The organism is Streptomyces sp. NPDC007095, assembly GCF_040634475.1.
GTDB lineage: Bacteria > Actinomycetota > Actinomycetes > Streptomycetales > Streptomycetaceae > Streptomyces.
This window is the reverse complement of record NZ_JBEYFS010000140.1, coordinates 19911-31600: the sequence shown is the minus strand read 5'-3', so window position 1 is coordinate 31600 and position 11690 is coordinate 19911. Positions and strand designations below refer to the sequence as shown.

The window sequence follows — 11690 nt, the reverse complement described above, 5'->3', positions numbered from 1 at the left end:
GGCCAAGGGCGTCCCCGTACCGGCCACCCCGGCACCCGGAGCCCAGGCACAGGCCGTCCCCGCGCAGGCCCCGGCCCCTTGGCCGGCCCCGACCGCCGACGACACCTCCGGCGCCGGCACTCCCGGAGCGCCCGTAGCGCCCGGCGCGGCCGCCCCAGCGGCGGCGGCCGCGCGCCAGGCTCAGCCGCAGGCGCAGACTCCTGCCGCCGGCACGCCCCTCCCGCCGGAGCAACCCGCACAGCAGGTGCCCCGGCCGGGGGCTCAGCCGCGGATCGCCCAGCCGCTGCCCGCCGAGGCCGCCGCGCCGGTCGACCCCAACTCGACGCAGGGGCGCGCGTTCAGCGTGCGGACGCTCGGGCAGGGCGTACCGTTCAGCCGCCAGCCGGGGGCCGTACCGGCCCAGGCCCAGGCGCAGCAGACCGCCACGCCTCCCCCGCACCAGACCAACGGCTCCGGCCGCCGCCGCAAGCTCGGCACTCCCCCCGAGCCCGCCGCCGAGCGCCCCGAAACGACGGCGCGCCCGCACCCGCAGGCCGGGCAGACCGCCACGGCTCCCGGGCCGAGGCTGCCCGGAGCGACCGAGGGCGCCGGTCGGTCGTACGCCATAGGGGCCCCGGACAAGAACGCCGACGAGGGTCCTGAGCCGCTGGACGGTCCCGGTGGCGCGGTCGAGGTCGCCGACCAGCCGCAGCCGCGGCCCGTGGACGACGAGCTGCCCCCGGAGCCGCTGGACAATCCGCGCCGCCTCCTCGTGTGGCCCGCGCCGGACGTGACGACCCAGCAGGCCCTGAGCGACCGCGGCTACCGGCCCGTCGTCGTGCACTCGCGCGAGGAGGTGGACGCGCAGATCGCCGCGTTCCCGGCCGCGCTGTTCGTGGACCCGCTGACCGGTCCGATCACACGCACCGCGCTGCAGTCGCTGCGCAAGGCCGCCGTCGCCGCCGAGGTCCCGGTACTGGTGACAGCGGGACTGGGGCAGGCGACGCGGGAGGCGGCGTACGGCGCCGATCCGGCCGTACTTCTGAAGGCGCTCGCGCCGCGGGATTCCGAGCAGCACCCGCCGCGCGTGCTGCTCATCGAGGAGCACGCGGAGATCGCGCTGGCGTTGACCTCGACGCTGGAGCGGCGCGGAATGCAGGTGGCGCGGGCGTCCACGGACGCGGACGCGGTCACGCTGGCGTCTCAGATGCGGCCGAACCTGGTCGTGATGGATCTGATGCAGGTACGGCGTCGGCGCGCCGGGATCGTGGACTGGCTGCGGGCGAACGGGCAGTTGAACCGCACCCCGCTCGTCGTCTACACCGCGGCTGTCGACCAGGCCGAACTGCCGCGCCTCGCCGCGGGTGAGACGGTGCTGTTCCTCGCCGAGCGCTCGACGAGCGCCGAGGTGCAGGACCGGATCGTGGATCTGCTGGCGCGCATCGGCACGAACTGACCCGCTGCGCTCCGGGCCTCGAACTGGGTCCATTCACACGAAGGTTGGGGTGCTGTTTCACGTGAAACAGCACCCCAACCGTCATTCTGTCGCCGAGGACCTCAGAGCTGGGTGACGTCCAGCGCGCCCTCCGCGTACTGCCTGCGCAGCACCTTCTTGTCGAACTTGCCGACGCTCGTCTTCGGGACCGACTCGATGATCGTCCAGCGCTCGGGGAGCTGCCACTTGGCGATCTTGCCCTCCTCGGCGAGGAAGGTACGCAGCGACACGAAGTCGGCGGTGGCGCCCTCCCTGAGGACGACCGTGGCGAGAGGACGCTCGCCCCACTTGTCGTCGGGGACGGCGACGACGGCGGCCTCCGCGACGGCCGGGTGGGACATCAGCGCGTTCTCCAGGTCGACGGAGGAGATCCACTCGCCGCCCGACTTGATGACGTCCTTGGCGCGGTCGGTAAGAGTCAGGAAGCCGTCGTGGCTGATCGTGCCGACGTCGCCGGTCTTGAGCCAGCCGTCCTCGCTGAACTTGTCGGCGGGACGGACCGGTTCGGCGCCCTGGCCGCCGTAGTACGCGCCCGCGATCCAGGGGCCGCGCACCTCCAGCTCGCCCGCGGACTCGCCGTCCCAGGGGAGGCGTTCGCCGCCGGGTCCGGTGAGGCGGGCCTCCACGCCGGCCGGGAAGCGGCCCTGGGTGAGGCGGTAGGCGAACTCCTCGTCCGTGCCCATGGCACTGGCCGGCGGCCGGGCGATCGTGCCCAGCGGGGAGGTCTCCGTCATGCCCCAGGCGTGGCAGACGCGCATGCCCAGCTTGTCGAAGGCCTCCATGAGGGAGGGCGGGCAGGCCGAGCCGCCGATGGTGACCTGGGTGAGCGAGGAGACGTCCCGGGGCTTGGCATGCAGTTCGCCGAGCAGGCCCTGCCAGATGGTGGGGACGGCCGCGGCGTGCGTCGGCCGCTCGGACTCGATCATCTCGGCGAGCGGCGCGGGCTGGAGGAAACGATCCGGCATGAGGAGGTTGACGCCGGTCATGAACGTGGCGTGCGGTAGACCCCAGGCGTTGACGTGGAACTGGGGGACCACCACGAGCGAGGTGTCCTGGTCGGTGAGCCCCATCGACTGGGCCATGTTGACCTGCATGGAGTGCAGGTAGATCGAACGGTGGGAGTAGATGACGCCCTTGGGGTCGCCGGTGGTGCCGGAGGTGTAACACATGGCCGCGGCGGCACGCTCGTCCAGCTCCGGCCAGTCGTACGTCGTCGGCTTGCCCGCGATCAGCTCGTCGTACTCGTGCACCTGGACGCTCGCGCCCTCGAGCAGCGAACGGTCACCGGGGCCCGAGACGACCACGTGCTCGACCGTCGGCAGATGGGGGAGCAGCGGCGCGAGCAGCGGGAGCAGCGAGCCGTTGGCGATGATCACACGGTCGGCGGCGTGGTTGACGATGAAGACGAGTTGTTCCGCGGGGAGGCGGAGGTTGAGCGTGTGCAGGACGGAGCCCATGGAGGGGATCGCGAAGTACGCCTCGACGTGCTCGGCGTTGTTCCACATCAGCGTCGCCACACGGTCGTCGTCCTCGACCCCGAGGTCCTCGCGCAGTGCGTGCGCGAGCTGGGCGGCCCGGTCGCCGATCTCGGCGTAGGAACGGCGCTGCGGCTCTCCCTCACCCGTCCAGGTGATCACCTGCGATGTGCCGTGGATGGCCGACCCATGGGTCAGGATCCTCGAGATCAGCAGCGGTACGTCCTGCATCGTGCTCAGCACGGCGTCCTCCCGGGGCGACATTGCCTACGAGGCGGTAAGGGATGCGCTGATTCTGCGCACATACCACGCGGTATGTCACTAGCTCCGGACGATCGATCAGGTCACAGGGGTCGTTGGGCGCGGACGGGAACTTTCCCGCGGGGGCCGTTGGGCCCGGATCTGCCGAAGGTCAGCGCACGGGTTCCAGTTCGGGGTCCTCGCGCAGCTTGCCCAGCGCCCGTGACACCGCCGACTTGACCGTGCCGACGGAGACGCCGAGTACCTCCGCGGTCTGCGCCTCGCTGAGGTCCTCGTAGTACCGCAGGACGACCATGGCCCGCTGCCGGGCCGGGAGCTTCATGATGGCGCGCCACATCGCGTCGTGCAGCGCCTGTTGCTCGGCCGGGTCTCCGGCGGGGACGCCCTCCGGCTCCGGCAGTTCGTCGCACACGAACTCGTCGACCTTGCGCTTGCGCCACTGTGAGGTCCGGGTGTTCAGCAGCGCACGCCGTACATAGCCGTCGAGTGCGCGGTGGTCCTCGATCCGCTCCCACGCGACGTAGGTCTTGGTCAGCGCGGTCTGCAGCAGGTCCTCGGCGTCGCTCGGGTTCGCGGTCAGCGAGCGGGCGGTACGCAGCAGCACCGGCTGGCGTGCCTTCATGTACGACGAGAACGACGGGTACGGAGGGGTCCGCGTCCCGACGTTCGAACCGCTGGTGCAGACGAGTGTGGTCATGGCTCCACGCTAGGAGTGACCCCTACCTTTTCGGATCGGCCGCAGGTCCCGAAGGGATGTCCCCCTCAGGTTGTAGGAGGGGGGCTGGCCCCACCTCCTGAGGGTGGACGAGCGGCCCCTGCACCCTGAGGGTTCACCCCTGAGGGACCCATACGGCAGTAGTACGGAGGCGGCTGCCGTACTGCCCGGGGTGTCCCGGAGAGGCCCCAGGGGCTCCGCGACGCACGGAGAGCGGAGCGAGCCCGACAGCGTACTCATCCCCCGTCCGCTCCCAGGATCAGCCCCGACGTGGGGACCCCGGTGCCCGCGGTGACCAGGGTGCGGCGGGCGCCCGGTATCTGGTTCACGGACGTGCCGCGCAGCTGGCGTACGGCCTCCGCCACCCCGTTCATCCCGTGCAGATACGCCTCCCCGAGTTGGCCCCCGTGGGTGTTCAGCGGCAGCCGCTCCTCGGCGACGAAGTCCGCGGCCTCCCCCGGCTTGCAGAACCCGAACTCCTCCAGCTGCATCAGCACGAACGGCGTGAAGTGGTCGTACAGGATGCCCACGTCGATGTCCTTGGGGGTCAGCCCCGAGGTCCGCCACAGCTGGCGCGCCACGACCCCCATCTCCGGCAGCCCGGTCAGCTCGTCCCGGTAGAAGCTCGTCATCTGTTCCTGCGCCCGGCCCGCACCCTGGGCGGCCGCGGAGATCACCGCGGGTGGGTGCGGCAGCTCCCGGGCGCGCTCCAGGGAGGTGACGACCAGCGCCTGGCCGCCGTCCGTCTCCTGGCAGCAGTCCAGCAGCCGCAGCGGCTCCACGATCCACCGCGAGGCCGCGTGTTCGGCGAGGGTGATCGGTCTGCCGTGGAAGTACGCCGCCGGGTTCGTCGCCGCGTACTTGCGGTCCACCACGGCGACGTGGCCGAACGCCTCGGGCGTCAGTCCGTAGGTGTGCAGATACCGCTGGGCCGCCATCGCCACCCAGGACGCCGGGGTGAGCAGCCCGAACGGCAGCGCCCAGCCCAGCGCGACCCCCTCGGCGGACGGCTCCCGCTGCTGCACCCCCGCCCCGAATCTCCGCCCCGACCGCTCGTTGAACGCCCGGTAGCAGACCACGACCTCGGCCACCCCGGTCGCCACCGCGAGCGCCGCCTGCTGGACGGTCGCGCAGGCCGCCCCGCCCCCGTAGTGCACCCGGGAGAAGAAGGACAGCTCGCCGATCCCGGCCGCCTGGGCGACGGTGATCTCCGGGCTGGTGTCCATGGTGAACGTGACCATCCCGTCCACCTCGGCCGGTGTCAGCCCCGCGTCGTCGAGCGCCGCCCGCACCGCCTCCGCGGCGAGCGTCAGCTCGCTGCGCCCGGAGTCCTTGGAGAACTCGGTGGCCCCGATCCCGACGATCGCCGCCCGGCCGCCGAGCCGGTCCCTCGTGCGCACGCTCACGAGACACCTCCGGGCGGCAGGGTGACCGTCACGGTCCCGGTCACATGTCTGCCGATGCCGTTCGCCCCGACGACGCGCACGGTCGCGGTGCCGTCCTCGACCTCTTCGACCCTGCCGGTCAACACCATCGTGTCGCCGGGGTAGTTGGGCGCCCCCAGCCGAATGGCCACCTTGCGGAGGACGGCGTCCGGCCCGAAGTGGTCCGTGATGTACCGCCCGACGAGGCCGTTGGTGGTCAGGATGTTCATGAAGACGTCGGGGGAGCCCCTGTGCCGTGCCAGCTCGGCGTCGTGGTGCACGTCCTGGTAGTCCCGGGACGCGATCGCCCCGGCCACGATCAGCGTGCGCGTGATCTCGATCTCCAGCGGCGGCAGCTCGTCACCGGCCCGCACACACTCGCCCTCTCCGCCCCGCACACGCTCGCCCTCTCCGCCCCGAACGCGGCGCCCCTCGCCCCGCACACGCTCGCCCTCTCCGCCCCGCACACACCCGCCCTCTCCGCCCCGCACGCGCTCGCCCTCTCCGGCCCGGACGCGGCGCCCCTCGCCCCGCACGCGCTCCCCTTCCCCGGCCCTCATGTCTCCTCCTCCCCGCTCGCGATCAGCTCCCCCAGTTCCTGGAGGACTTGGCTCCCGCACCCCAGATACGCGTCAAGCTGCCGCCCCCACAGGAAGTGCCGGTGTACCGGGTGCTCCAGGTCTGCGCCCGTCCCTCCGTGCAGATGCTGGCCCGTGTGCACCACCCGCTGCCCCGCCTCGGACGCCCACCAGGCCGCGGTCAGCGCGTGTGTCGCGTACGCGAGCCCCTCGTCGCGCCGCCACGCCGCCTCGTACGCCGTCACCCGTATCGCCTCGGTGTCCATGTACGCGTCCGCGGCCCGGAGTTGGACACCCTGCTTGACGGCGAGCGGACGTCCGAACTGCTCGCGTGTGTTGGTGTGCTCCACGGCTCGTGCCAGCGACCCGGCGCACACGCCGGCCTGCAGCCCCGCGAAGGCGGTCCGGGCGGTGGCGAGCACGTCGTCGTACGCGTCCGCCCCGCCCACCGGCTCACCCGGCGTCCCGTCGAGCGTCAGCCGTCCCGCCGCCCAGGGGGCCGTCAGCTCAGCCGGCGCGCACCGCGCGTCAGCGGCCCGTACGAGCAACAACCGGCGCCGGTCGTCCGCGACGAGCACATGGGTGGCGTCCCGCAGCCACGGCACCACAGGAGCGACTCCGCTCAAGCGCCCCGCCGCGTCCGCCCGTACGCCCCCCGGCTCGAAGACCGCCCCGCACACCACCGCCGTCCCGTCCCCGATCCCCGGCAGCAGCCGCTCCCGCAGCTCCGGTGAACCATGGGCCGACACCGCCAGCAGCCCGTACACACAGCTTGCCGCGAACGGCACCTGGGCCGTGGTGCGCCCCTGCTCCTCCAGGAGCAGCACCAGACCGAGCAGCCCCGTTTCCGCGACGGCCGCCACCAGCCCGGCCGCGCAGAGCGCCTTCCACGTCTCGGCGTCGCTGCCGGTGCCTGCCGCGGCGAGCCGCTCCGGGGTGGAGAGGTCGCCGAAGATCCGCGCGGCCAGGTCGCGGGCGGCCGTCTGTTCCTCGGTGGGCGTGAAGTCCATGTCAGCCTTCCCCCTCCGCACCGGCCCGGAAGACCGGCAGCACCAGCTCCTCGTCGTACCGCTCGAACCGGAGCCGCACGGGCATACCGATCCGCACCTTGTCGTACGGCACCCCGATGACGTTGCTGACGATCCGGACGCCCTCGGCCAGCTCGATCAGGCCCACGGCGTACGGAGGGTCGAAGGCGGGGAACGGCGGGTGGTGCATGACGACGTACGAGTAGACCGTCCCGTCTCCGCTCGCCTCGACCGTGTCCCACTCCGGGGAGCCGCACGCGCCGCACCCCGGCAGCCAGGGAAACCGCGGCGTCCCGCAGCCCCCGCACCGCTGGATCAGCAGCTGGTGGCGGCCGACGCCCTCCCAGAACCCGGCGTTGTCCCGGTTGACGACCGGTCGCGGCCGGGCCGCCTTGGACTTGGTGCGTGCCGGGGCGTACTTGAGGATCCGGAACCGGTGCGTACCCGCCGGCTCCCCGTTCGCCCGTACGTCCATCCGTGTCGTGACGAAGTGCCCGGTGCCCAGCTTGGTGGTCTTGCGCTCGGAGACCGACTCGATCACCGCGTCGAAGGTGATCTCGTCGCCGGGCCGCAGCGGACGCAGATACTCCTGCTCGCAGTCGGTGGCCACCACGGAGGTACACCCGGCCTCGTCGAGCAGGCCGAGCAGCTCGTCGTACGCGTCCGAGCGGCCCTCGTGCCCGGACAGGCCGCCCATCGTCCACGCCTGGAGCATGGTGGGCGGCGCCACGGCGTCCGGACCCGTGTACGCCGCGTTGGTGTCGCCCATCGCCTCGCACCAGTGCCGGATCATCGGCTCGTTGACCGGGTCCTTGCCCACGCCCGCGACGGCAGCCGCACGCCCTTCGTACGCCTTGAGCCGCGCCGCCGGCCCGGCCGCCTCGTCGCTCACCGCCGCCCCCTCGTCATCCCGAGCCGCATGGTCGCCACGATCTCCCGCTGCACCTCGCTCACCCCGCCCCCGAACGTGTTGATCTGCGCCGCCCTGTTCATCCGCTCCAGCTCGCCGTCCCCGAACACACCCGGCGACCCGGAGCGCACCAGTGCCTCCGCACCCACGACTTCCTGACACATTCGGTACGAAGCGACCGCCGATTCCGTTCCCGCGACCTTCACCCCGCTCGCGTCGCCGGGGGCCAGCCGGCCGGCCCCGACCTCCCCCACCAAACGCCAGTTGAGCAGGCGTGATGCCGCCAGCCGGGCATGCACCTCGGCCAGCCGAAAACGCACCCAGGGCTCGTCAACCCGACGCCGTCCCGTCACCGGATCGGGGGTGCGCACCGCCCGCAGCGCGGCCGCGTAGAAATCCTCGGCCTGCATGCCGATCGCGGCGAGCGCGACCCGCTCATGGTTGAGCTGGTTGGTGATGAGCTCCCAGCCGCCGTTCTCCTCGCCGACGAGGTTCGAGGAGGGGACGCGGATGCCGTCGTAGTACGTGGCCGTGGTGGTCAGCCCGCCCACCGTCTCGATCGGTGTCCACGAGAAGCCCGGCGCGTCCGTGGGCACGAGGACGATCGAGATGCCCCGGTGCTTGGACGCGTCGGGGTCGGTACGGCAGGCGAGCCAGATCCAGTCGGCATGCTGGGCGTTGGAGGTGAAGATCTTCTGCCCGTCGATCAGCCAGGACTCGCCCTCCCGCACGGCGCGGGTGCGCAGCGAGGCCAGGTCCGTGCCCGCCGATGGCTCCGAGTACCCGATCGCGAAGACGAGGTCGCCCCTGAGGATGCGCGGCAGGAAGTACTCCTTCTGCGCCTGGCTCCCGTACTTCATGAGGGTCGGTCCGACGGTGTTCAGCGTGACCATCGAAACCGGCGCTCCGGCCCGGTACGCCTCGTCGAAGAACACGAACTGCTCGTCGGCTCCGCGCCCTTGGCCCCCGTACGCGACGGGCCAGCCGATGCCGAGCAGTCCGTCGGCGCCGATGCGACGCAGCAGCGCGCGCTGCCTGTCAGGGTCGCCGGCGGGCGGGGGACCCTCGGGCATCAGGTCCCGGAAGTACGTACGCAGTTCGGCGCGCAGCCGTTGCTGGCGCTCGGTGGGGGCGAGGTGCACGGCGGCGGCCCTCCCGGACCTCGTGCGAACAAGGTTTTCTGACTGTCCGTCAGATAGCGGAAGCTGTCAAGGTCACGACCGGAGGGGACCGCCGAGGACGACACGCGAAAACGTCTGCGCGACGGCACCGAAGTGCCGTCGCGCAGACGCGTTTCCACCCCACGGAGCACCCCACACGGTGCTACAAGGCCGATGAGCCCGTCGAGAGCGGGCGAATCGGCCCCGATTCACCAGAGGTTGGTGAAGTTGACGACGGCGGTCGACTGGTCGATGGCCGTGAACGCGGAGTCGTTGACCTGGGCCGTGTTGTTCTGGTTCGAGGCCCCGGAGCCGATCGCCTGCTGTTGCGTGGTGGAGGAGTTGCCGCTGTTGTTGTGTCCGACCCCGCTGCCGCTGACGGTTGCCACGCCCGCGTTCGATCCGTCGTCCGCGAATGCGCCGTTGTCCGCCGCGGCGACACCCGTGAAGAGAGCGGCGGCGAGGGGCAGGGCCGAGACGGCGGCGAGAATGCGGGCGGTACGGATGCTTGCCATGTGAATTCCTCCAAGAACCGGATGTACGGACCGGCGCGAACCGGGAAGCACTGCTCGTTCCAAGGCGGTTGGCCGACCGCCCCGGCGCTGATCACGACGTCGCGATTCCAGAGTTGCCCACCGAATCCCCGGCGAACCACCCCGGAAGCCGTGATTCGCCCTCAAGCGTGAGTACATGTCGATAAACCCTCTTCATGACAAGAAACCCCAGCTCAGACCGGATCGGACCGGGTCGGACAGCTCGATCCCCGGCACCGCAAGGGAGGAACCGTTCCGGCACCTTTTTCGGCAATCCCTCCCGAATCGCCTTCCCGGCACCCCCGCGCCCGGCAAGCACTTCCTTTTTTCGAACACTCGTACGAACATGGATGCATGGCCACCACCGACCGGCAGGCCACGACCCTGGCCCTGGCCCACGCCCTGTCCGCCGCCGAACGCGGCCTCGCGGTGATCCCGCTGTCCCGCACGAAGCTCCCGGCCCTGCGTTCCCCTCACCGCGACGACCCCGATCCCGACCCGACGACCCCTCCCTGCCGCGGCGAATGCGGCCGCTTCGGACACGGCGTGTACGACGCCTCCACCGACCCCCGCCGCATCCGCGAGCTCTTCGCCGCCGCGCCCTGGGCGACCGGCTACGGCATCGCCTGCGGTCTCGACCCGCACCGCCTCATCGGCATCGACCTCGACACCAAATCCGGTACGGACTCCTCGGCCGCCCTGCGCGAACTGGCCCTGCGCCACCTGTTCACGATCCCGGAGACGGTGGTCGTGCTGACCCCGAGCGGCGGCCGCCACCTCTGGCTGACCGGACCGCCCGACGTGGTCGTCCCCAACTCGGCGAGCCGACTGGCCCCGGGCATCGACATCCGCGGCGCCGGCGGTTACCTGGTCGGCCCCGGCTCACGCACCGGGCACGGTGTGTACGGAACCGCCCCGGGCACCGCGCAGTTGGCGCCCGCGCCCTGTCCGCGCGAACTCCTGCGCCTGCTCACGCCCCCGCCACGCACGCACCACCGCACGCCCCCTGCAACCGGCCAACACGGGCAAGGACTGGTCCAGTTCGTGCTCGCCGCCCACGAGGGCCAGCGCAACACCCGCCTCTTCTGGGCCGCCTGCCGCGCCTACGAGAACGGCATCGGCCCGGAGCTGACCACCGCACTCGTCGAGGCCGCCGTCCGTACCGGCCTCACCGAACGTGAGGCCCGCTCGACGATCGCCTCGGCGTCCCGGATGACGTTCCCGCGCCCCGGGCCACCGGAAAACGGAACGACACCACGAACCGCCCGTCCCTAGGCTGCGCGCCATGGCACTGACCCATGTCACCCTCACCTCGGGCAGAACCGTCGAGATGTCCGAGCTGCGTCTCACCTCGACCTACGGCGGAATGCTCGAGGGCTACCCCTTCAAGCGCTGGAACGACGGCATCGTCGACGGCCTGGCCCGGCGCACGGCGGCGGCGTTCCCGAACACCCCGACGCGCCTCGTCACACCCCACCGAGACCATCCGGACCTGCCCGCCGGCGGCTTCGGCCCGGTCGAACTGCTACCCGCCGTCACCTGCGTCGGCCTCTTCCGTTCCAGCGCGGTCGACCCGGCCCTCGACCCCGTCCTCCACCGCTCGGCCCTCGCGGTCGCGTGGTTCCAGGCCACCCCCGACATCCCGTCCGGCCACACCGCCGATCCGGCCCTGCGCGCCATCCTCTGGGAGGAAGCCGCCCAGGACTTCGAGCTGTGAGCCGTCGCGGGCATGCCGAATGGGGTGCCCTGCGGCTCTGCGAGCACCCGGCTGCGCCGACGCCCGCCCGCCCGTGGATGGGGCCGGGGCCAAGAGTCGAGCACCGGACGGAGCCCGTCACGGTCAAGGGCGATGCCTCCGGCGGAGGAATCGGCCGGCACCGGGATGGAGGGGGAACCGTTCCCGACTGCGGGCCTGGACGGCTTGCGTGGTGGGCTCTCATCCCCTCCACCATCGACCCCGGCAGAGCCGGGCAGACGCGGCCCATGACGTCCAGGTCGTTCGTACAGTGGCTTGCATGTTCGACTGGCACGGCCGCCGGAGACGGCCGCTGCCGTCAGCGCACCAGAGTGTGTGCCCCGACCGCCAGGAAACGGCTCCCGCGATCCCGAATCGGATCCGCACGGTGGTAGGA

At 71.8% G+C, this 11690-nt stretch carries 10 protein-coding genes and 1 pseudogene; 3 read left to right on the top strand and 8 right to left on the bottom strand.

Features of this window, described 5'->3' with window-relative positions; all coding sequences use genetic code 11:
• Window positions 1–1435 (top strand): annotated as a pseudogene (locus ABZ656_RS36990) (nickel transporter); the annotation flags it as partial.
• Window positions 1436–1536: 101 nt separating this feature from the next.
• Here the strand turns inward: ABZ656_RS36990 and ABZ656_RS36985 are convergent.
• From ABZ656_RS36985 to ABZ656_RS36950, 8 genes are all read right to left on the bottom strand, one after another.
• Window positions 1537–3213, bottom strand: coding sequence for a long-chain fatty acid--CoA ligase (locus ABZ656_RS36985; RefSeq protein WP_360274054.1), 1677 nt, complete (start codon window positions 3211–3213; stop codon window positions 1537–1539).
• A gap of 148 nt (window positions 3214–3361) precedes the next feature.
• On the bottom strand, window positions 3362–3907 hold the full coding sequence (locus ABZ656_RS36980) for a SigE family RNA polymerase sigma factor (RefSeq protein WP_101398952.1): 546 nt from the start codon (window positions 3905–3907) through the stop codon (window positions 3362–3364).
• A 254-nt stretch (window positions 3908–4161) separates the two neighbouring features.
• Entirely contained in the window at window positions 4162–5331 is a 1170-nt protein-coding gene (locus ABZ656_RS36975; RefSeq protein WP_168509585.1) for a lipid-transfer protein, read from the bottom strand.
• Window positions 5328–5723, bottom strand: coding sequence for a MaoC family dehydratase (locus tag ABZ656_RS36970; RefSeq protein WP_101398954.1), 396 nt, complete (start codon window positions 5721–5723; stop codon window positions 5328–5330). The genes ABZ656_RS36975 and ABZ656_RS36970 overlap by 4 nt, the downstream gene beginning before the upstream one ends.
• A 182-nt stretch (window positions 5724–5905) precedes the next feature.
• Window positions 5906–6937, bottom strand: coding sequence for an acyl-CoA dehydrogenase family protein (locus tag ABZ656_RS36965; protein WP_360274050.1), 1032 nt, complete (start codon window positions 6935–6937; stop codon window positions 5906–5908).
• 1 nt (window position 6938) lies between these two features.
• Window positions 6939–7847 carry a bifunctional MaoC family dehydratase N-terminal/OB-fold nucleic acid binding domain-containing protein gene (locus ABZ656_RS36960; protein WP_101398956.1) on the bottom strand — a complete coding sequence of 303 codons (909 nt, stop codon included), beginning with the start codon at window positions 7845–7847 and terminating at the stop codon, window positions 6939–6941.
• Window positions 7844–9007 carry an acyl-CoA dehydrogenase family protein gene (locus tag ABZ656_RS36955; RefSeq protein ID WP_101398957.1) on the bottom strand — a complete coding sequence of 388 codons (1164 nt, stop codon included), beginning with the start codon at window positions 9005–9007 and terminating at the stop codon, window positions 7844–7846. The genes ABZ656_RS36960 and ABZ656_RS36955 overlap by 4 nt, the downstream gene beginning before the upstream one ends.
• A 227-nt stretch (window positions 9008–9234) precedes the next feature.
• The gene (locus ABZ656_RS36950) at window positions 9235–9540 is read right to left on the bottom strand and encodes a hypothetical protein (protein WP_101398958.1); all 306 of its coding nucleotides are present in this window, start codon (window positions 9538–9540) and stop codon (window positions 9235–9237) included.
• 372 nt (window positions 9541–9912) lie between these two features.
• On the opposite strand from ABZ656_RS36950, the gene ABZ656_RS36945 reads away from it, so the two are divergent.
• Together ABZ656_RS36945 and ABZ656_RS36940 are read left to right on the top strand one after the other, a co-directional pair.
• Entirely contained in the window at window positions 9913–10833 is a 921-nt protein-coding gene (locus ABZ656_RS36945; RefSeq protein WP_360274045.1) for a bifunctional DNA primase/polymerase, read from the top strand.
• A gap of 10 nt (window positions 10834–10843) precedes the next feature.
• Window positions 10844–11275, top strand: coding sequence for a hypothetical protein (locus tag ABZ656_RS36940; protein WP_360274042.1), 432 nt, complete (start codon window positions 10844–10846; stop codon window positions 11273–11275).
• Window positions 11276–11690 lie beyond the last annotated feature (415 nt).